Genomic DNA, 18,471 nt, shown 5'->3' with positions numbered 1-18,471 from the left:
ACCCGTAAGGCGTCCGTGTGCCCCGCTGCCCTCCGCAAGGCCCCGTGCCGAGCGAGGGAGAGCCCCCCTGTGACCATCGCGCCAGCCGAACCGGCATCAGCGACCCCAGTGGCCCCAGTGGAGACGGACGGTCCCGGGACCGCGCTCCTGCGGATCCTGACCGAGCTGACCGCCGACCTTCCCGACGCCGACCCCGGCCGGGTCGCCGCCGCCGCGCTGCGCGGCCGGTCCGCGCGGGCCGACGAGTCGGAGCTGCGCGAGCTCGCCACCGAGGCCGCGGCCGGCCTCATCTCCGAGGACCCCGCCTACTCCCGCCTCGCCGCCAGGCTGCTGACCGTCACCATCGCGGCGGAGGCCGCCTCGCAGGGCGTGACGATCTTCTCGGAGTCGGTGGCGGTCGGGCACCGCGAGGGCCTGATCGCCGACCGCACCGCCGAGTTCGTCACACTGCACTCGGACCGGCTGAACGCCCTCATCGACCTCGAAGGCGACGACCGCTTCGGCTACTTCGGGCTGCGCACGCTCCACAGCCGGTACCTCCTGCGCCACCCGATCACGCGCCAGGTGATCGAGACGCCCCAGCACTTCATGCTGCGCGTGGCGAGCGGTCTCGCGGAGGACGACAGCACGCGTGCCCTCGACGAGGTCGCCGCGCTCTACCGGCTGATGAGCCGCCTGGATTACCTCCCGTCCTCCCCCACGCTCTTCAACTCCGGCACCCGGCACCCCCAGATGTCGTCCTGTTACCTCCTCGACTCGCCTCTCGACGAGCTGGACTCCATCTACGACCGCTACCACCAGGTCGCCCGCCTCTCCAAGCACGCCGGTGGCATCGGACTGTCGTACTCCCGTGTCCGCAGCCGCGGTTCGCTGATCCGGGGCACCAACGGGCACTCCAACGGCATCGTGCCGTTCCTGAAGACACTGGACGCCTCCGTCGCCGCCGTGAACCAGGGCGGCCGGCGCAAGGGCGCGGCCGCGGTGTACCTGGAGACCTGGCACTCCGACATCGAGGAGTTCCTGGAGCTGCGCGACAACACGGGTGAGGACGCCCGCCGTACGCACAACCTGAACCTCGCGCACTGGATCCCCGACGAGTTCATGCGCCGGGTGAACGCGGACGCGCTCTGGTCGCTGTTCTCCCCCGCCGACGTGCCCGAGCTGGTCGACCTGTGGGGCGACGAGTTCGACGCCGCCTACCGCAAGGCCGAGGACGCCGGGCTCGCCCGCCGGACCATCCCGGCCCGTGATCTGTACGGCCGCATGATGCGTACGCTCGCGCAGACCGGCAACGGCTGGATGACCTTCAAGGACGCGGCCAACCGCACCGCCAACCAGACGGCCGAGCCGGGCAGCGTCGTCCACTCCTCGAACCTGTGCACGGAGATCCTGGAGGTCACGGACGACGGGGAGACGGCCGTCTGCAACCTGGGCTCGGTGAACCTCGGCGCCTTCGTGGCCGACGGGGACATCGACTGGGAGCGGCTGGACGAGACGGTCCGTACCGCCGTCACCTTCCTCGACCGGGTCGTCGACATCAACTTCTACCCGACCGAGCAGGCGGGCCGCTCCAACGCCCGCTGGCGTCCGGTCGGCCTGGGCGCGATGGGCCTCCAGGACGTCTTCTTCAAGCTGCGCGTCCCCTTCGACTCTCCCGAGGCCAAGGCCCTCTCCACGCGCATCGCCGAGCGGATCATGCTCGCCGCGTACGAGGCCTCCGCCGACCTCGCCGAGCGCAACGGCCCGCTCCCGGCCTGGGACAAGACCCGTACGGCCCGTGGTGTGCTGCACCCCGACCACTACGACGTCGAGCTGACCTGGCCCGAGCGCTGGTCGGCGCTGCGTGAACGTATCGCCACCACCGGGATGCGCAACTCGCTGCTCCTGGCCATCGCGCCGACCGCCACCATCGCCTCGATCGCCGGTGTGTACGAGTGCATCGAGCCGCAGGTCTCCAACCTGTTCAAGCGCGAGACGCTGTCCGGTGAGTTCCTCCAGGTCAACTCGTACCTGGTGCGGGAACTGAAGGACCTCGGCGTGTGGGACGCCCGCACCCGGGAGGCGCTGCGCGAGTCGAACGGCTCGGTGCAGGGCTTCGCGTGGATCCCGGCCGAGGTACGCGCCCTGTACCGCACGGCGTGGGAGATCCCGCAGCGCGGGCTCATCGACATGGCCGCCGCCCGGACGCCGTTCCTGGACCAGGCGCAGTCCCTGAACCTGTTCCTGGAGACGCCGACCATCGGCAAGCTCTCCTCGATGTACGCGTACGCCTGGAAGTCGGGCCTGAAGACGACGTACTACCTGCGCTCGCGCCCGGCGACCCGCATCGCCCGTGCCGCCCAGGCGCAGGCCCCGATCCCCGCGCAGGCCACGGCCGACGAAGACGCCGTCGCCTGCTCCCTTGAGAACCCCGAGTCCTGCGAGGCCTGCCAGTAATGACCACCGAAGCCAAGAACCTTCTCGACCCGGGCTTCGAGCTGACCCTCCGCCCCATGCGCTACCCGGACTTCTACGAGCGCTACCGGGACGCCATCAAGAACACCTGGACCGTCGAGGAGGTCGACCTCCACTCGGACGTCTCCGACCTGGCGAAGCTGTCCGAGGGCGAGCAGCACATGATCGGCCGGCTGGTCGCGTTCTTCGCGACGGGCGACTCGATCGTGGCCAACAACCTGGTGCTGACGCTCTACAAGCACATCAACTCGCCGGAAGCGCGCCTGTACCTGTCGCGCCAGCTGTTCGAGGAGGCCGTGCACGTCCAGTTCTATCTGACGCTGCTCGACACCTACCTCCCCGACCCGGAGGACAGGGCCGCCGCCTTCGACGCGGTGGAGAACATCCCGTCGATCCGCGAGAAGGCCGAGTTCTGCTTCAAATGGATCAACGAGGTGGAGAAGCTGGAGAGCCTGCGGACGCAGGCCGACCGCCGCCGCTTCCTCCTCAACCTGATCTGCTTCGCCGCGTGCATCGAGGGCCTGTTCTTCTACGGTGCCTTCGCGTACGTCTACTGGTTCCGCAGCCGGGGTCTGCTGCACGGCCTCGCCACCGGCACGAACTGGGTCTTCCGCGACGAGACCATGCACATGAGCTTCGCGTTCGAGGTGGTCGACACCGTCCGCAAGGAGGAGCCCGAGCTGTTCGACGACCTGCTCCAGCAGCAGGTGACGGACATGATGCGGGAGGCGGTCGAGGCGGAACTCCAGTTCGGCCGGGACCTGTGCGGTGAGGGTCTGCCGGGCATGAACACCGAGTCGATGCGCCAGTACCTGGAGTGCGTCGCCGACCAGCGGCTGGCCCGGCTTGGCTTCGCCCCGGTGTACGGCTCCGAGAACCCCTTCTCCTTCATGGAGCTGCAAGGGGTCCAGGAGCTGACCAACTTCTTCGAGCGCCGCCCCTCGGCGTACCAGGTGGCGGTGGAGGGCTCGGTGTCGTTCGACGACGAGTTCTGACAGCGACAGCCGGCCGGGGTCACGCCGCCCGGGTCACGTTCCGGGCGGTGACGGCCGGGCGGACCCGGGCCACCCGGCCGTCCTCCCGGGCCTCCTGGGCCCGGCGCGTCCGCTGGGCCTGCCGGAGCTGACGGTCGACGCGCCGGTCGCGGACCAGGCCGATCAGGGCGGGGAGGGCAAGGGCCGCGAAGATCGCGACGATGGCGAGTGTTCCGACGAGAGTGTCCGTTGCCGTGTTCATGGACATCAGTCTCGTGCCGGGCACTCCTGGCCGTCAGTGGCAGGACTGCCGCACACCATCGATTTCCTGCCAATGCCGAGGCATACTGGCGGCATGCTCGAAAACGTGGCCGTAGTCCTGCTCAACGGGGTACACCCGTTCGAACTCGGCGTCGTCTGTGAGGTCTTCGGCTTCGACCGCAGCGACGACGGACTGCCGGTGTACGACTTCGCGGTCGCCTCGGCCGAGGGCCCCACCCTGAGCACCCACGCGGGCTTCACGCTGAGTACGGATCACGGACTTGAGCGCCTCGAAACCGCCGACCTGATCGCCGTACCGGCCGGGCAGACCTATGTGGACCGGGAGTACCCGCCGGAGCTGCTGGACGCGCTGCGGCGGGCCGTGGAGCGCGGCGCCCGGGTGCTCAGCGTCTGTTCCGGGGCCTTCGTGCTCGCCGCCGCCGGGCTGCTGGACGGCCGGCGGTGCGCGGTGCACTGGCGGCACGCCGAGGAGCTGGCCAGGCGCTATCCCCGGATCCGGGTCGAGCCGGACGTGCTGTACGTCGACGAGGGGCCGGTGATCACCTCCGCCGGCACGGCCGCCGGCATCGACGCCTGTCTCCACCTCGTACGGGAGGAGCACGGGCCCGAGGTCGCCAACGCCATCGCCCGCCGGATGGTCGTACCGCCGCACCGGGACGGCGGACAGGCCCAGTACATCGAGCGGCCCCTGCCCCGGTCGCGGTGCGACACCGTCGGGGAGGTGCTGGTGTGGATGGAGCGCCATCTCGACGAGGAGGTGACCGTCGAGCAGCTCGCCGAGCGCGCCCATATGTCGCCGCGCACCTTCGCCCGCCGCTTCCAGCAGGAGACCGGCACCACTCCCTACCGCTGGATCCTGCGGCAACGCGTGCTGCTGGCACAGCGGTTGCTGGAGGCGACGGACGAGACGATGGACGCCATCGCCTGGCGCACCGGGTTCGGCACCGCGGCCGCGCTGCGCCACCAGTTCGTACGGTCGCTGGGAACCACCCCGCAGGCGTACCGGCGCACGTTCAAGGGCCCCGAGGCCGCCTGACCGTACGCCCGCTCCACCACCCGGGCCCCTTCAGCGGGGGATCGCCCGCAGCAGCATCCGGTCCGGGTGCAGTGTGATGCCCACCCGGACCGCGTCACGTGACCCGGGCACTCGCTCGAAGCGCCACTTTCGCGCCACCTCAGCCGTGAGAATGGTCAGCATGGCCATCGAGAAATGGTCACTCGGACACTTCCGGTTGCCCACCCCGAACGGGGTCATCGCGTACTTGGGCAGGTCCTTGACGCGTTCCGGAAGCCAGCGGTCGGGGTCGAACTCGGTGTTCCGCTCGTAGGAACGCGGATCGCGCTGTATCGCGTACGGGCTGTACACGAGATCGGCACCGGCCGGAATCCGATAGCCGCCCAGCTCGGTCTCGGCCACCGCCCGCCGCGTCAATATCCAGACGGGCGGCTGGAGGCGCATCGTCTCGACGATGACATTGTTCGTGTGCGCCAGCTCGCGGACGTCCGCGAATGCGACCGCGCGGTCACCCACGACGGATTCCGCCTCCTCGGCCACCTTGTCGGCGTGTTCCGGCTGTTCGGCGAGGATCTGGAGCAGCGACATGATCGTGGAGGCGACGGTTTCGGCGCCCGGGGTGACGATGGCGACGACCTGGTCATGGATCTCCTGTTCGCCTATGGGGTCGCCATTCCCGTCCTTCGCCGTCAGCAACGCGGTCAGCAGGTCGTCCGGATTCTGGCCGGAGGCCCGCCGTTCGGCCACGATCTCGTCGACGACGAGATGCATATCGGCCAGGGCCCGGTTGAATTCGAGGTTGGCCGGTAACGGCAGCCGGTAGAACGGTCCCGCCGGGATCACCATGCGCCGGTACATCCCCAGGAACACCGTGGCGAGCGCGGCGCACAGGCGTTCGGCCCGCTCGTCCATGTAGTCCCCGCGCAGCAGACAGCGGGCCGCGACGCGCACGGCGATCCGGAAGGACTCCGCGGTGCAGTCGACGATCTCGCCGGGCTGCCATCGCCGGGCGAACGCCTGTGCCTCCTCCACCATGACCGGCCCGTACTCGGGCAGGACGTCGAGCCTGAACGCGGGCTGGATGGTGCGCCGTTGGCGCCGGTGGGTGGGCCCGTTGGCGGTGGCCACGCCCTCCTTGCCGAGCAGCCCTTCGAGGGACTCCCACAGCGGGCCGCCGATGACGTAGTCGGGGTTCAGCGCGAGTTCCCCGACCAGTTCCGGCGCGGTCGCGGCGTACACCGTCTTGGGGCCGAGTCTCAGCCGCACGACGTCGCCGTGGTCGCGCAGCCGGGCGAAGAAGCCCAGCGGGTCGCGGAGCAACCGCAGGCCGTGGCCGAGGAGCGGGACGCCACCGCCCGCGCAAGGCGGCTCGGGCAGCTCCCTTGTGCGGGAGGACCCGGGGCGTGCTGATTCAACGGTCATTTCTCGCCTGCCGCTTCATTGTTGACGTAGGGGGGCGTGGCGCGGTCGTCCCAGTTGTCGACCATGTAGCGGCCGGACTCGTGGTGGAACCAGTAGACGGAACTGAACCAGTTCCGCATATTGCCCAGGCAGTCGCTCACAGCGGTGCTGATCCGCTTTCCCGGCACGCTGCCGTCGTCGAGTGTGCCGGCGAACCGGCGCGTCTCCTGTTCCGCCGAGAGGAATTCCAGCACGGCCCCCTCGACCCGTCTCCTGATTTCCGCGACGGCCTCTTCGAGTGTGAGCCCTTCATGCCGGATGAGGCTGATCCCCAGATTGTGCACCTCGTCGCCCGCTATTTCCTTCGGGAGTGAACAGAGGTCGTTGTACCAGGCGGCGAATTCCTGGCTCAGCAGCGCCGCCCGGCGAAATGCGGGATGTTTTCTCACGGCACCGGGGAGTTCACATCCGGCGCTGGGTTCCAGCAGATCGGTCCATATCCTGTGGGCGAAGGTGAGCCGCCGCAGTTCGAGGTACTCCTCGACCTTCGGCACGGTTCCGTTTGTACGGTTGCGGAATTCACGGTCGTACGCCTCGATCACCGCGTGGAAGTGCCGCGCGAACCGGGCGTTCCACCGTCCGCCGAGGAACGAGTACAGGCGCAGCACACTGTCGGCGAACCCCGCGACCAGCGGATCCCGGTGGTGCGGGTACAGCTCGGGGGCGTCCAGCGCGGCATGGAGCCGGCCCTTGAGCTGCCGCCAGGCGGCGGGCCGGCCGTGCACGATGTCCCGGTCGTGACGGTCGTCCCAGACGAAGAACCAGGCACTGAAGTCCGCTATCGCCTGGATCACGTCGTCCGGGGCGCCGAGGTAGTACCCGGCCATCAGATCCGTGTAGCAAAGACCGTCGGCGTGTTCCGCGACCTTGTCCGCCGGCATGAGGCGTTTTTCCAGCAGCCAGCTCCTTGTGGTCTCCTGCAACCGGGGCCAATACGGATGCAGTCGCCGCGGAAACTCCGCCTCGACCATCGGTAAGGCCAGCGAGGGCGGGATCGCCACCAGTGGTGTCGACGGTGGTGGCGCCGATGAGGTGCTGTATGGGAAAGCAGGCACGAACAAACCCCTCTCAGCCGCGAGTCGTCCCATTCAGCACCACAACCGACCGTTCTGGGAACGAATTTGCCCGCTTCCCTACCCCAAGTTACCGAGATCCAACTCTCACTTGACCACGCGCCAGACACAGAAACGGCTCCCGGCCAGGGCATCACCCTGACCAGGAGCCGTTCCTGGGTACGTGTTGTCAGTCGTTCGCGACCACGGGGTACCGGGGCTCGTTCTCGGCCATCTGCCGCAGGGCGTCCTTGCGCTCGCGCTTGGAGAGCCGGTCGATGTACAGGTACCCGTACAGGTGATCGGTCTCGTGCTGGAGGCAGCGCGCGAAGTAGCCGGTGCCGCGCACCTTGATCGGGTTGCCCTTCTCGTCCTGCCCGGTCACCTCGGCGTAGTCGGGCCGGGCGAGCGGCGCGTACGCGGTCGGCACGGAGAGGCAGCCCTCGTTGCTGTCGTCCAGCCGGCGCCGGTCGGCGGGCAGTTCGACCAGCTTCGGGTTGCAGATGACCCCGGTGTGCCGGGCGCCCTCGTCGTCGGGGCAGTCGTAGATGAAGACCTTCAGGTCGACACCGATCTGGTTGGCGGCCAGGCCGACGCCCTCGGCGGTGCGCTGGCTGGCGAACATGTCCGCGACCAACTGGTCCAGCTCCGCACCGAACTCGGTGACGTCCTGGCACTCCTTGTGCAGCACCGGGTTGCCGACGACCGTGATGGGCCGCGAGGTCCCGCGCTCACGCCAGGCCGCCTCGCGCTCCTCACCGTCCTCGGTGTCGATGACGAAGCCCTCGTCGTCCACGGGAAGCACGCCCACGTGCTGCTGATCGGTGTCCTGCTGCGCCATGACCGACGATGCCTTCCTCAAACAAACGGGGAGAGTTGCTGATACAGGGTACGGGGAGGCGCCCTATGGGGGCGGCCCCGCAGGGGCGCGCCCCCTAGGGGCGCGGGGAACTGCGCGACAAGCCACGACGGACCCGCAGTCGGCCAGGGACCTAACCAACCTCTTCGAGATCCCGCCAGTCCCGAGTCTCCGGACTGTCGGCAACCCAACCGTCCAGCAACCCCCGAACCAAGGAGGCCGGGGCAGCGATGCCACACTCCCGCTCGGGCGCCCAGAACTGCCCGTCCGTACGATGCCCCAGCGGCCCGGGATGCCCCGGCTCACTGTGATCGTGCGGATCAAGATGCTCCCCATCCCCCTCGTCGGACGGCATCTGTGACTCCGAGCACATCCGGCACAGCAGCCGCACGGACGACGACCAGTCCTCCGCTGCGAACCCCGCGTCGGACGCCAGCCGCTCCAGCGCGTCCCGGTCCTCCTCCTCGGCGGCCTCCAGGAGGACCACCCAGGTGGGCACCGGCGAGGGCGCCCAGAGCTCGATCTCGTCGAACACGGGGTAGGAGTGCCCGGCCGCGGTGGTCCGCTCGCCGTGGGGCACCCCGTCGTGCAGTACGACCTCGCCCCAGCGCCGGCCGGAGGACGGCAACGGGATCGACAGCACCTCGATACGCGCGGGGTCGAGCCGCCGCCCCCACACGACCTCGGCCTCGCCCTCCGGCGACAGCCGTACGGCCGCGCTGCCCAGGTCCATCCCGGTGGGCTCACCGGCGGCCGTGGCGCCCCCGGGCACCCGCAGCCCGTACGCCTGCCAGGCGCGCCGGGCCAGCGGCCAGTCCTGGAGGGCGGTGGCCGCGATGCCCACGTTCCACCAGTCGGGGGCCCCGGTCTCCCGGTCGAGCAGTGCGACGGCGCGCAGACCGGCCGCCCGGGCCTGCTCCCAGTCATGCCGGAACTTGTGCAGCAGGGCGAGATTGAACCAGGACTCGGACAGCCACGGTTCAAGATCGGCGGCACGTGTCAGCAACGCGCCCGCGTCCTCGTACCGTCCGTCACCGATCAGCGTGAACGCCCGGTCGGTGGCCTGCCGCCAGGAGGCGGAGGGCCGGTGCCGCCCTTTGCCGAAGATCCTCACGATTCCCGCCTGCCAGTGCCGTGGAATGGGCCGGCTTCTGCCCCCGTACAGCCTCTCCCTCGCATCCAACCACGGACCGCCGGAGGGGCGCTCATTACCCATGGGTTACCCAACCGGGGGCAGCGTAAGACCGCGCGCCCCTCTCCCACCACCATGTTCAACCGATGCGCTCCCGGACGACTCCGCCGTTCCTGGCGAGTACCCGGGCCAGAGATTCCACCACCTCGGGCTGGTAGTCCCGGCCGGTTCCGAGCCGCAGTTCCTCCAGCGCCCGCAGCGGGCCGCCCGCTCCGGCGTCCCGCGCCTTCTCCTCGTACGCGTTGACGGCCCGCACGATACGCGCGGAGACCGGCTGCTCCCGGTACGGATCGGCCTGCCGCTCGACGACCACGGCGACGGCCGCGGACACCCCCGTCTGCCGTACGACGGCCCCGCCGAGCAGCGCGATCCGGCGCTGCTCCGCCGGCGGGAGGACGGCCGTGGCGCCCGCCGGTACCGGGTCGACGAGGCTGAGCTGCCCGATGTCGTGCATGAGGGCCGCGTACTCCAGCACCGCCAGCTCCGGCTCCGGCAGCCCCAGCTCCCGCCCCACCGCCCGGCTGAGCACCGCGACGCGCCGGGCGTGCCCGGCCGGTGTGTACCCGGCGATCTCGGTGGCGCGGGCCAGGGAGGCGATCGTCTGCCGGTAGGTGGCCCGTACGGCCGCGTACCGCCGGAAGGCGAACTGGGTGAGGAGCAGCGGCAGCGAGAAGACGGGCAGCGCCCAGAGCCCTACGACGGCGACGCCGAGCGCCATGACCACGCCGGTCGCGCACACCGCGGTCCCGATCCCCAGCACGGCGCGCAGTTCGTCCCGCAGCAGCGGACCGAAGGGCCAGCCGGTGCGGGAGTGGGCGAGCGCGGCGGCGAGCACGGTGTCGCAGAGCGCGGTGAGCCCGAGCAGCGCGACGAGCAGCAGGACGTAGGCGGGGCCGCCCCAGGCCTCGAGGACGCCCTGGTTGTAGAGGGGCTGGAAGCAGGTGGCGGCGAACCCGGCGGTGAGCACTCGGCGGGCGAGATGGTCGGCGGTCGGCGCCTGTCCGCGCGCGACATGCGGTACGCACCCGGCGAGGGTGGCCGCGACGACCACGGCGACGACCTGGAGCGCCCCGTGGTGCGTGGCCCGCCCGGCGTCCTCGCCGAGCAGCGCGTACGACAGCGCCCCGGCGGCGGCCAGCGGCGCCGCCTCCCGCGACTCGGGCCCGCTCCACCGGGTCAGCTCCCCGAGCAGCACGAGCAGCCCGAAGCAGAGCGCCACGGCACGTTCGTCGAGGCCGCACCAGAGGGTGTGGGCGAGGGAGAGGGCGGTGAGGAGACCGGCGGTGACGTGTACGAGGGCCCTCATGTGACCCTGCCCTTACCGCTGGCCTGCTGGGGAAGGCTCTGGGGGCACGTCGGCGTCGGACTGGGAACGGGCGGAGTGCGTGGAGTGGGCGGAGTGGGCGGGGGATCCTCACATGGCCGGTCCAGGTCCGCTGTCACCGCCGGATGCCAGCCACCCCGCCGGGCCAGGGCACGCGTGAGCGCCCCCACCATCACCGGATCGAACTGCGTCCCCGCGCACCGTTCCAGCTCCGCCAGAGCGACCGGCACCGGCCGTGCCCTGCTGTACGACCGTGTCGACGTCATCGCGTCGAACGCGTCCGCGACGGCGACCACCCGGGCGAACTCCGGGATCTGGCTGCCGACGAGTCCGTAGGGGTACCCGCTCCCGTCCTGTCGCTCGTGATGGTGCAGGATCGCCGACCGGGCCTCCCCGAGGAAGCCGATCCCCCGGACCATCTCGTGCCCGTACTCCGGGTGCAGCTCGATCACCCGCCGCTCCTCCGGCGTCAGCGGCCCGTCCTTCCGCAGCAGCCGGGTGGGAACGCCCAGCTTGCCCACGTCGTGCAGGATCCCGGCGAACCGCAGCACTTCCACCCGCTCGTCGTCCATGCCCAGTTCCCGCGCGATCAGCATCGACGCCTGTCCGACGCGCTCGCTGTGCCCGCGCGTGTACCCGTCCTTGATGTCGACGGCCTGTACGAGCGCCCGGATCGTCGCCTGGTGGGCCGCCCGCTCCCGGTGGTACTGCGCGAACACCCACCAGGACACCCACATCGGCAGCAGCACGAGCAGCGCGGCGACGGGACCGTACGGGCCGCGCCACAGGACGGCCATCATCAGCCCGGCGAGCCCGTGCACCCCGACCGGCACCAGCGACCGTACGAACAGTCCCCGCCAGGCCAGCCGGACCGGCACCCGTTCGGCGAGCGTGAGGATGCCTCCGTCGAGGAGGGCGAGGACCAGGCAGAACGCGACCACGGCCGCCCCTGCGGTGACCAGCGCGTACGGAAAGCCGGAGGAGACGACCGCGTCCGGTCCGCCGAGCGACCAGTGCACCCGGGAAGCCGTCCAGGCGCCGATCCCGAGCTGTCCGGCCCGCCAGAGCCGGCGCGGCCAGGGTGTCCGCTCAACACCGCGGACGAGCAGCGCGCCCGGCAGCGGTACGAGGGCGGCGGCCGCGGGCGGCAGCAGGAAGGCGCCGGCGAGCAGGACGGGCGTGTGCCACCGGGGCGGACCGGCGCCGGCGCCACCGCTTCCGACGGCGCCCGGACCCTCGTACCCCCGGCCCCCGCCGAACCGGCTGAACCAGCCGAACCGGCCGACCGCGTGCTGCTCGCAGGCCGCGCACAGCGCGGCGAACAGCGCGACGGCGCCCCAAGGGGCGTGCGCGGAGCGGACGGGCGCCGCGCAGAGGACAGCTGCCAGGGCGACCGCGATGACGTAGACACGCGCCCACGGTGTGATCGACCGCATGGCGCTCCCTCCCCCGTGTCCCGGACCGGGGCCGGCCGGGCTGGCGTTCGGCACAAGCCGGTTCAGGCTCCGGGACATGGAGGATAGGGCGGCGGACAGCCGCGGTACCGGGGCATTCGGCGAATCTCAGGCCTCAGGAGCCGCAGATTAGCCCGTTCGAGTGAGCGGCCGGACCTACCGGCTCAGTGGGCCACATCCGCGGCCAGCACCTTGGTCAACTCGTCGACCGTGGCCGGGGATTCACGCTGGAACGCGGCCAGGTCCAGCCCGTCGTCGCCCATGACGGTCAGCAGCGCGCGTTCACCGACGGCCAGCACGATGACGTACCCGGATCCGCACCGGGCGACCACCTCGCGCAGGGCGCCGACCTTCGCCTGTTCGGCGATCCGGCGGCTGACCCCGAGCGTGGCGGCGGCGAGCGCCGCGACCGACTCGGGGTGCACGGTGTCCGCGTCGGCGACGACGAGAAGCCCGTCCACCGTGGACAGAACGCTCTCGGAGACTCCCATCACCCGGTCCCGCAACGAGGTCAGGATGTCCGTGAGTTGGGAGGACCGGGGAGGTTCGGGAGACTCCGGATCGGGGGACTCCGGATCGAGGGACTCCGGATTTTCGCTCAGGGGACTCGGAGGGCTCAGGGGACCCATGGGACGTACTCCTTGCGGTCAGTCGGGCTCAGGAAGAGCACGCAACGCGTGGCGCACCCGCCGCAGCGTCTCGACAGAGGGTTGATCGGCGGCCAGTTCTTCGGCCGAGGGGCCCAGGAGGGCAGGGTTCGCCGGACCCCGTACGGGAAGTGGCTTCCGTACGGGCAGGGAGGGGGTGCTCACACCCGGGCCGTCGTGATCTGCCGCGTTTCCCTCATCGTTTCCGTCAGCACTTCGGTCGGCGACTGGGACTTCTCTTCCGTCGTCCGCACTCACTTCCCCCCTTTCTCTCCGCCCCGGGGCACACGCCTCGGCAGCGGCTCGGTTCTCGACGGCGCCGGCGGCGGGCCGGGGGCCGTCGTACGGCCGGGGGTGACACGTGCCGCCGTGCTGGGCCGGCCGTCAAGAGCGCCCGGAACCTCCCAGCGGAGGAACCCGAGCGTCCGCATACGGATCAGGTCCAGCATCACGGCGTACAGTCCGCGCCCCAGCGCGAAGGCGATGTCCCGGGCGGTTCGGCGCCCGTTGACCTGGTTCAGGATGTCCTCGTGCCGACGGGACAGCGGCCCTTCCACAACTCCCGTACCCGGTACGGGACGCACGCGTGCGAGGTCGCTCGCGGGTCCCCAGAGGCTGCCGAGCCGCGCGATACGCCGCGTCGTCTCGTCGGTCAACTGCCGTGGTTCCACGCCCGGTCGGGCGACGAAGCCCGGCTCCCGGTCGCTCAGCTCCCAATTGCCCAGCGCGCCCAGCGACATGGCGAAGGCCCCGTCGAACACGACTGCCGTGCAGACGACTTCGAGTTCGGCGGCGCCCACCAGCCCGTCGGCCACCAGGCGTTCGCCGAGCAGATCCTCGTCGCGCTGGGCGGCGCACGCGGCGAGCCAGTCGTCGTCGCCGATCCGGCCGGAGGCCAGCAGGACCGAGGCGGCGGTCGGCGCGCCCGGGGTCTCGACGGCGCCGACCAGTCCGTCACGCAGATGGAGCGTGCCGCCCGGGGTGCCCGCGACCCGTACCGTGCCGCTGAACTCGTCCTCGTGCAGCCGCACCAGCAGCGCGGGCAGATTGCGCGGGTGAGGCGCCCTCATGCGCCCACCCGCTCGCGCGTGCACGACGCACACGGCGTACCCGACGTACGCGCCTCACGTGCTGTGCGTGCCGAACCCGCCGGGGCGGCAGCGATGGCGATCGTGCCCGTCATGCCAGCACCTCGTCGGCCAGCTCGCCCAAGCCGCGTGCGGCGAGTGCGAGGTTGGCCCGTTCCCGGTCGAGACCGGCCGTCAGCAGCAGCGGATCGCCCGCCGGACGGCCCACCGTGACCAGGACCTGGTGCCGTCGCGCACTGGTCATGACAATGCTCTCCAGCTCCCCCTCGGCGCCCGCCCGGCCCAGCCGTTCGGCGACGAGGGCGGCGAAATCGGAAGCCTCCTGGCCGTCTCCGGCCTCGGCGCCGTCCCCCGCCACCCCGTAGGTGAGACCGGTGACGGCGTCGACGAGCGCTACACCGGTGACGCCAGGGGAGTCAAGGAACCGGGCCAGCGACGCCTCAACTGCCGTCGACATTTAGCCATTCCCCCTTCGCGCCCGCCTGCGGCACAGTACTTTGAGCGGCAAGTTTCGTAACAGGCAACAAAGTTGCTGCTTTGCGACCGGCGAGTCGCTTGAGTTAGATCGTAGTTGCACTTACATCGACCGGTCAGCGTCACCGAGGAATTGGGGCAGCGGAATGAACATCGAGACAGCGCTCAAGGAAGCCATGACCGTGGACGGAGCGCTCGGCGTGGCGCTCGTCGACTACGACAGCGGCATGTCGCTCGGCACCCTCGGCGGCGGCCCGAACCTGGACCTGGAGCTCGCGGCGGCGGGCAACACCGAGGTCGTACGGGCCAAGATGCGCACGCTGGCCTCGCTCGACATGGACGACACCATCGAGGACATCCTCATCACGCTGGGCAAGCAGTACCACCTGATCCGGCCACTGGCCAGCAGCAAGGGCGCGCTCTTCCTGTACATCGCGCTCGACCGGTCGCGCAGCAACCTGGCGCTTGCCCGGCACAGCCTGAAGAGGATCGAGAACGGCCTGGACGTCTGAGATCTCTGAGGTCTTAGTCACAGGCGCAAGCACAAGCACGGGCACAGGCACGGGCACAAGCAGGGAGAAAAACGACGATCGGCCCCGCGCGCGCGGGGCCGATGGCGTCCAACCAGTACGGCGGTGTCAGCCGTCGGCAGCCACGTCGTGGTCGGGCACAGCCTGCCCGGAGCGGATCATGTCGAGCCGCCCCATGACCTTGGCGCGCAGGTCGGACGGCACGTCGTCCTGACCGCAGCAGCGCTTGACGAGCTTCTTCACGGCCTGTTCGAGCCCGTACTTCTCCAGGCACGGAGAGCACTCCTCGAAGTGGACCTCGAACTTGGTGCAGTCCGAGTCCGGCATCTCTCTGTCGAGGAACTCGTAGAGATGACCGAGTACTTCACTGCAGTCCGTCTCGTGCGGCTCTCCGCAGCTCATGAGCCCGAACCTTTCGCTTCGTTCGACTCTCCGGCACCGGCCGGGACCAGGCCACGGTCACGGGCGTAGTCCTCCAGCATGCCGCGCAGTTGACGGCGTCCGCGGTGCAGCCGGGACATCACCGTGCCGATGGGTGTCCCCATGATGTCCGCGATCTCCTTGTACGCAAAGCCCTCTACGTCAGCGAGATACACCGCGATCCGGAATTCCTCCGGGATCGCCTGCAGCGCTTCCTTCACGTCCGAGTCGGGCAGGTGGTCGAGCGCCTGCGACTCGGCGGAGCGCAGACCGGTCGACATGTGCGACTCGGCGCGCGCCAGCTGCCAGTCCTCGATCTCCTCGGCGGCGCTGCGCTGGGGTTCGCGCTGCTTCTTGCGGTACGAGTTGATGAACGTGTTCGTGAGGATGCGGTACAGCCACGCCTTGAGGTTGGTGCCCTCACGGAACTGGTGGAAGGACGCGTACGCCTTCGCGTAGGTCTCCTGCACCAGATCCTCGGCGTCGGCCGGGTTGCGTGTCATGCGCAGCGCGGCGGAGTACATCTGGTCGAGGAATTCGAGTGCGTCCCGCTCGAAGCGCGCACTGCGCTCGGCGGTCGACTCGCTCCTGCCCGGACCCTCGGGCTGCTCCGCCTGGCCGTGTTCGGTCCCTGCGTCGGTCCCAGTGACCGGACCCACCTCCTCCAGCGTCGTGATGGAACCGAAACCGATCCCACTCGAATCGGAGGATAGACGAACATCGTGTCCGCCCGCCGCCCGAATAGGGGCGGTCTTCGACGCGTGCAGGACCGTCCAGTCCAGGTCAGCACTGCTGCGGCGATTCGGGCAGATGGTCGAACCCATGCGGCGGACTTCCTCTCGTACGAACGGTCACCCCGCGCTCGTGGTGTGTCTGATTCGCACAACAGTGATCCGCCACCCGGCATTCCCGGCCGTCACCCGAGTGACCCGACCCACTCCACCACCCGGCCGGTGATCAACGCCACAGCCTCCTCCTGCCCCACGGGTGCCCGTTTCGGCACGGCGAAACCGTGATCGCCGTATGGCACCTCCAGCAGCTCGTACTCCCCCGACGGGAACTCGGCCGGTCTCCCGAACGGATCGTTGCCGCCCTGGACGACCAGGGTGGGCACCCCGGACCCGAGCAGTTCGGCGGCCCGCGACTTCTCGGGCCGACCGGGCGGGTGCAGCGGGAAGGAGAGCGCGAGCACGGCCACGGCGCCCAGTTCCCCGGCCGTACGACAGGCCACGCGGGCCCCGGCGCTGCGCCCGCCCGCGATCACCGGCAGCCCCGGCTTCGCCAGCGCGGGCCAGATGCCCCGCCAGCCCGCGTCCAGCGTCTTCGGCGCGGGCGCGACCTTCTTGCCGGCCACCCGCCAGGGCTGCTCGACGAGCGCCACGGTGACACCGTGCGCCGGCAGTTCCCGGGCGAGCGCCTGAAGATCCCGCGCCTCGATGCCGCCCCCGGCGCCATGACTGACGGCGAGGACGAACCGGGGCCGCGCGGCCGGACGCCAGGTGATGCGAGCGGGGCCCGCGTCGGTCTCGACGGTTTCGATTCGTGTTGGGCTCACGTCAGAAGAGTGTGCCCTCCTCGGGCCCCTCCAGCTCGGTCAGCAGCTCCGGCCCGTTGTTGCGGACGTTGCTCACGGCCGTGGAGACGGGGTAGGCGCGCATCAGCCCGGCGGGCGGCGGCGCGAGCAGCCCACGCAGGTCGTCCACATCGGTACGGGCCGGATCCAGCCAGGCGTCCCACTGGTCCGGGGTGAGCATGAGGGGCATCCGGGGATGAATGTCGGCCAGGGCGCGGGGGCCCTCGGCGGGGGCGACGGCGAGCGGGGAGGTCTCGGCCTCGGTGGTGATGACCGAGCAGGTCACCCACCAGGCCAGCGCGTGGTCGTCGGGCAGGGTCCGGTCCCGCCAGAACTCGTACAGGCCCGCCATCGCGAAGACCGACCCGTCGGCGGGGGTGACGAAGTACGGCTGCTTCCTCGGCCGCTTCTTCTTCCCCTCCACCTCCAGCTCACGCTCGCCGGCCCCGGTGACCCACTCGTAGTAGCCGTCGGCGGGCAGGATGCAGCGCCGGGTGGTGAAGGCACGGCGGTACGAGGGCTTCTCGTGGACCGTCTCCGCCCGCGCGTTGATCATCCGGGCGCCGCCCTCGGGCGTCTTGGCCCAGGAGGGGACGAGCCCCCATCTCAGCTTCCGCAGCTGCCGAACCGGAGTCGGATCGTCGGCGTCCTTCAATGGACGGTCGAGGACCGCGTAGACCTCTTTGGTCGGGGCCACGTTGTAGTCAGGGGCGAGTGTCTCCTCTGGCTCCCACTTCTCGACCTCGAAGATTCCTGCGAGATCCTCGGGCGCACGACTCGCTGCATACCTACCGCACATACGTGCCACACTGCCAGATTCGAAGCCACGCTAGGGAGCCCCCACCGACAATGGACAGCAGCATCGCATCCACCTCGCTGGCCGGCCTCTGGGACGAGATCTTCGGCAGCCAGCCCGACCCCGATCTGTGGGTGGTGATCGCGACCCTGGCCGCCGCGCTCGCCGTGATCGTCCCGCATCCCCTGTGGCGCGTCTCGCGCAACGCCATCACCATCGCGCACGAGGGCGGCCACGGCCTGGTCGCGCTGCTGACCGGCCGCACCCTCACCGGCATACGCCTGCACTCCGACACCAGCGGCCTCACGGTCAGCCGGGGCAAGCCGTACGGCATCGGCATGATCCTCACGGCCGCCTTCGGCTACACGGCTCCCCCGCTCCTCGGCCTCGGCGGGGCCGCGCTCCTCTCCGCCGGCCACATCACGGCCCTGCTGTGGCTGGCCACGGCACTGCTGGTGGCGATGCTGGTGATGATCCGCAACGCGTACGGCGCCCTCACGGTGTTCGTCACCGGCGGCACCTTCGTCCTGGTCTCCTGGCTCGCCGGACCCCAGATCCAGGCGGCGTTCGCGTACGCGGTGGTGTGGTTCCTGCTCCTCGGCGGAGTCCGCCCGGCCTTCGAACTCCAGGCCAAACGCCGAAGGGGCGGCGCGGGCGACTCGGACGCGGACCAGCTCTCCCGCCTGACCCACGTCCCGGCGGGCCTGTGGCTGTTCCTGTTCCACGCGGTGAGCTTGTGCTCGCTGATAGGCGGGGGCAGGTGGCTGCTGGGGGTGTAGGCGGGGCAGGTGACTCTGGCAGGTATAGGCAGGCACTGACCACAGGAGCTATAACGCGCCCCGCAGGGGCGTCGTTATCAGGGGCGCGGGGAACTGC

At 70.3% G+C, this 18,471-nt stretch carries 20 protein-coding genes; 5 read left to right on the top strand and 15 right to left on the bottom strand.

What is annotated here, in order from left to right; translation table 11 throughout:
* Nucleotides 1-69: 69 nt before the first annotated feature.
* Complete coding sequence (locus tag AOK08_RS08925) at nucleotides 70-2,436, top strand: ribonucleoside-diphosphate reductase subunit alpha (RefSeq protein WP_055524924.1); 2,367 nt, start codon at nucleotides 70-72, stop codon at nucleotides 2,434-2,436.
* Nucleotides 2,436-3,449 (top strand): ribonucleotide-diphosphate reductase subunit beta, encoded by a 1,014-nt coding sequence (locus AOK08_RS08920; RefSeq protein ID WP_055524923.1) that lies wholly within the window; start codon nucleotides 2,436-2,438, stop codon nucleotides 3,447-3,449. The genes AOK08_RS08925 and AOK08_RS08920 overlap by 1 nt, the downstream gene beginning before the upstream one ends.
* A 19-nt stretch (nucleotides 3,450-3,468) precedes the next feature.
* Here AOK08_RS08920 and AOK08_RS08915 read toward each other — a convergent pair whose 3' ends face one another.
* On the bottom strand, nucleotides 3,469-3,690 hold the full coding sequence (locus tag AOK08_RS08915) for a hypothetical protein (RefSeq protein WP_063794037.1): 222 nt from the start codon (nucleotides 3,688-3,690) through the stop codon (nucleotides 3,469-3,471).
* Nucleotides 3,691-3,783: 93 nt separating this feature from the next.
* Here AOK08_RS08915 and AOK08_RS08910 point away from each other — a divergent pair, with 93 nt between their 5' ends.
* Nucleotides 3,784-4,746, top strand: coding sequence for a GlxA family transcriptional regulator (locus AOK08_RS08910; protein WP_055524921.1), 963 nt, complete (start codon nucleotides 3,784-3,786; stop codon nucleotides 4,744-4,746).
* A gap of 30 nt (nucleotides 4,747-4,776) precedes the next feature.
* Here AOK08_RS08910 and AOK08_RS08905 read toward each other — a convergent pair whose 3' ends face one another.
* The 10 genes from AOK08_RS08905 to AOK08_RS08865 form a co-directional block, all read right to left on the bottom strand.
* Nucleotides 4,777-6,147, bottom strand: a complete 1,371-nt coding sequence (locus AOK08_RS08905) for a bifunctional albaflavenone monooxygenase/terpene synthase (protein WP_055524920.1) — start codon at nucleotides 6,145-6,147, stop codon at nucleotides 4,777-4,779.
* Entirely contained in the window at nucleotides 6,144-7,241 is a 1,098-nt protein-coding gene (gene cyc1, locus AOK08_RS08900; RefSeq protein ID WP_079053923.1) for an epi-isozizaene synthase, read from the bottom strand. Before cyc1 ends, AOK08_RS08905 begins: the two co-directional genes overlap by 4 nt.
* 187 nt (nucleotides 7,242-7,428) lie before the next feature.
* On the bottom strand, nucleotides 7,429-8,079 hold the full coding sequence (def, locus tag AOK08_RS08895) for a peptide deformylase (RefSeq protein ID WP_055524918.1): 651 nt from the start codon (nucleotides 8,077-8,079) through the stop codon (nucleotides 7,429-7,431).
* Nucleotides 8,080-8,230: 151 nt separating this feature from the next.
* Complete coding sequence (locus AOK08_RS08890; RefSeq protein ID WP_055524917.1) at nucleotides 8,231-9,211, bottom strand: tetratricopeptide repeat protein; 981 nt, start codon at nucleotides 9,209-9,211, stop codon at nucleotides 8,231-8,233.
* Between the two features lie 157 nt (nucleotides 9,212-9,368).
* On the bottom strand, nucleotides 9,369-10,595 hold the full coding sequence (locus AOK08_RS08885; RefSeq protein WP_055524916.1) for an HD-GYP domain-containing protein: 1,227 nt from the start codon (nucleotides 10,593-10,595) through the stop codon (nucleotides 9,369-9,371).
* Nucleotides 10,592-12,049, bottom strand: a complete 1,458-nt coding sequence (locus tag AOK08_RS08880; RefSeq protein ID WP_055524915.1) for an HD-GYP domain-containing protein — start codon at nucleotides 12,047-12,049, stop codon at nucleotides 10,592-10,594. The genes AOK08_RS08885 and AOK08_RS08880 overlap by 4 nt, the downstream gene beginning before the upstream one ends.
* 182 nt (nucleotides 12,050-12,231) lie before the next feature.
* The gene (locus AOK08_RS08875) at nucleotides 12,232-12,696 is read right to left on the bottom strand and encodes a roadblock/LC7 domain-containing protein (RefSeq protein ID WP_079053921.1); all 465 of its coding nucleotides are present in this window, start codon (nucleotides 12,694-12,696) and stop codon (nucleotides 12,232-12,234) included.
* Between the two features lie 18 nt (nucleotides 12,697-12,714).
* Nucleotides 12,715-12,879 (bottom strand): hypothetical protein, encoded by a 165-nt coding sequence (locus AOK08_RS45610; RefSeq protein WP_157876616.1) that lies wholly within the window; start codon nucleotides 12,877-12,879, stop codon nucleotides 12,715-12,717.
* 89 nt (nucleotides 12,880-12,968) lie between these two features.
* Nucleotides 12,969-13,784, bottom strand: a complete 816-nt coding sequence (locus AOK08_RS08870; protein ID WP_055524914.1) for a hypothetical protein — start codon at nucleotides 13,782-13,784, stop codon at nucleotides 12,969-12,971.
* Nucleotides 13,785-13,893: 109 nt separating this feature from the next.
* Nucleotides 13,894-14,259 (bottom strand): hypothetical protein, encoded by a 366-nt coding sequence (locus AOK08_RS08865; RefSeq protein WP_241826876.1) that lies wholly within the window; start codon nucleotides 14,257-14,259, stop codon nucleotides 13,894-13,896.
* A 163-nt stretch (nucleotides 14,260-14,422) separates the two neighbouring features.
* On the opposite strand from AOK08_RS08865, the gene AOK08_RS08860 reads away from it, so the two are divergent.
* Nucleotides 14,423-14,788: a hypothetical protein gene (locus AOK08_RS08860; protein ID WP_055524913.1), complete on the top strand. Its 366-nt coding sequence runs from the start codon at nucleotides 14,423-14,425 to the stop codon at nucleotides 14,786-14,788.
* Nucleotides 14,789-14,914: 126 nt separating this feature from the next.
* On the opposite strand, the gene rsrA is transcribed toward AOK08_RS08860, so the two are convergent.
* The 4 genes from rsrA to AOK08_RS08840 all read right to left on the bottom strand — a co-directional run bounded on the left by rsrA (nucleotide 14,915) and on the right by AOK08_RS08840 (nucleotide 17,598).
* Entirely contained in the window at nucleotides 14,915-15,208 is a 294-nt protein-coding gene (gene rsrA, locus AOK08_RS08855) for a mycothiol system anti-sigma-R factor (protein ID WP_055524912.1), read from the bottom strand.
* On the bottom strand, nucleotides 15,205-15,885 hold the full coding sequence (gene sigR / locus AOK08_RS08850; RefSeq protein WP_055524911.1) for an RNA polymerase sigma factor SigR: 681 nt from the start codon (nucleotides 15,883-15,885) through the stop codon (nucleotides 15,205-15,207). The genes rsrA and sigR overlap by 4 nt, the downstream gene beginning before the upstream one ends.
* A 257-nt stretch (nucleotides 15,886-16,142) precedes the next feature.
* Entirely contained in the window at nucleotides 16,143-16,781 is a 639-nt protein-coding gene (locus AOK08_RS08845) for an alpha/beta hydrolase family protein (protein ID WP_198539197.1), read from the bottom strand.
* Nucleotide 16,782: 1 nt separating this feature from the next.
* Complete coding sequence (locus AOK08_RS08840) at nucleotides 16,783-17,598, bottom strand: SOS response-associated peptidase (protein ID WP_079053919.1); 816 nt, start codon at nucleotides 17,596-17,598, stop codon at nucleotides 16,783-16,785.
* A gap of 50 nt (nucleotides 17,599-17,648) precedes the next feature.
* On the opposite strand from AOK08_RS08840, the gene AOK08_RS08835 reads away from it, so the two are divergent.
* Complete coding sequence (locus AOK08_RS08835) at nucleotides 17,649-18,374, top strand: M50 family metallopeptidase (protein WP_055524909.1); 726 nt, start codon at nucleotides 17,649-17,651, stop codon at nucleotides 18,372-18,374.
* The last annotated feature ends 97 nt before the right edge of the window (nucleotides 18,375-18,471 follow it).

This window comes from Streptomyces graminilatus, from assembly GCF_001418565.1.
In the GTDB taxonomy this organism is placed as follows: domain Bacteria; phylum Actinomycetota; class Actinomycetes; order Streptomycetales; family Streptomycetaceae; genus Streptomyces; species Streptomyces graminilatus.
The sequence above is the reverse complement of the archived record's forward strand: the minus strand, read 5'-3'. Positions and strand labels throughout refer to the sequence as shown.

Bases quoted from the DNA above. Each gene is read 5' to 3' on its own strand.
- AOK08_RS08920 (WP_055524923.1), top strand. From the start codon at position 2,436: ATGACCACCGAAGCCAAGAACCTTCTCGACCCGGGCTTCGAGCTGACC.
- AOK08_RS08915 (WP_063794037.1), bottom strand. From the start codon at position 3,690: ATGAACACGGCAACGGACACTCTCGTCGGAACACTCGCCATCGTCGCG.
- AOK08_RS08910 (WP_055524921.1), top strand. From the start codon at position 3,784: ATGCTCGAAAACGTGGCCGTAGTCCTGCTCAACGGGGTACACCCGTTC.
- AOK08_RS08905 (WP_055524920.1), bottom strand. From the start codon at position 6,147: ATGACCGTTGAATCAGCACGCCCCGGGTCCTCCCGCACAAGGGAGCTG.
- def (WP_055524918.1), bottom strand. From the start codon at position 8,079: ATGGCGCAGCAGGACACCGATCAGCAGCACGTGGGCGTGCTTCCCGTG.
- AOK08_RS08885 (WP_055524916.1), bottom strand. From the start codon at position 10,595: ATGAGGGCCCTCGTACACGTCACCGCCGGTCTCCTCACCGCCCTCTCC.
- AOK08_RS08880 (WP_055524915.1), bottom strand. From the start codon at position 12,049: ATGCGGTCGATCACACCGTGGGCGCGTGTCTACGTCATCGCGGTCGCC.
- AOK08_RS08875 (WP_079053921.1), bottom strand. From the start codon at position 12,696: ATGGGTCCCCTGAGCCCTCCGAGTCCCCTGAGCGAAAATCCGGAGTCC.
- AOK08_RS08870 (WP_055524914.1), bottom strand. From the start codon at position 13,784: ATGAGGGCGCCTCACCCGCGCAATCTGCCCGCGCTGCTGGTGCGGCTG.
- AOK08_RS08865 (WP_241826876.1), bottom strand. From the start codon at position 14,259: ATGTCGACGGCAGTTGAGGCGTCGCTGGCCCGGTTCCTTGACTCCCCT.
- AOK08_RS08860 (WP_055524913.1), top strand. From the start codon at position 14,423: ATGAACATCGAGACAGCGCTCAAGGAAGCCATGACCGTGGACGGAGCG.
- rsrA (WP_055524912.1), bottom strand. From the start codon at position 15,208: ATGAGCTGCGGAGAGCCGCACGAGACGGACTGCAGTGAAGTACTCGGT.
- AOK08_RS08840 (WP_079053919.1), bottom strand. From the start codon at position 17,598: ATGTGCGGTAGGTATGCAGCGAGTCGTGCGCCCGAGGATCTCGCAGGA.
- AOK08_RS08835 (WP_055524909.1), top strand. From the start codon at position 17,649: ATGGACAGCAGCATCGCATCCACCTCGCTGGCCGGCCTCTGGGACGAG.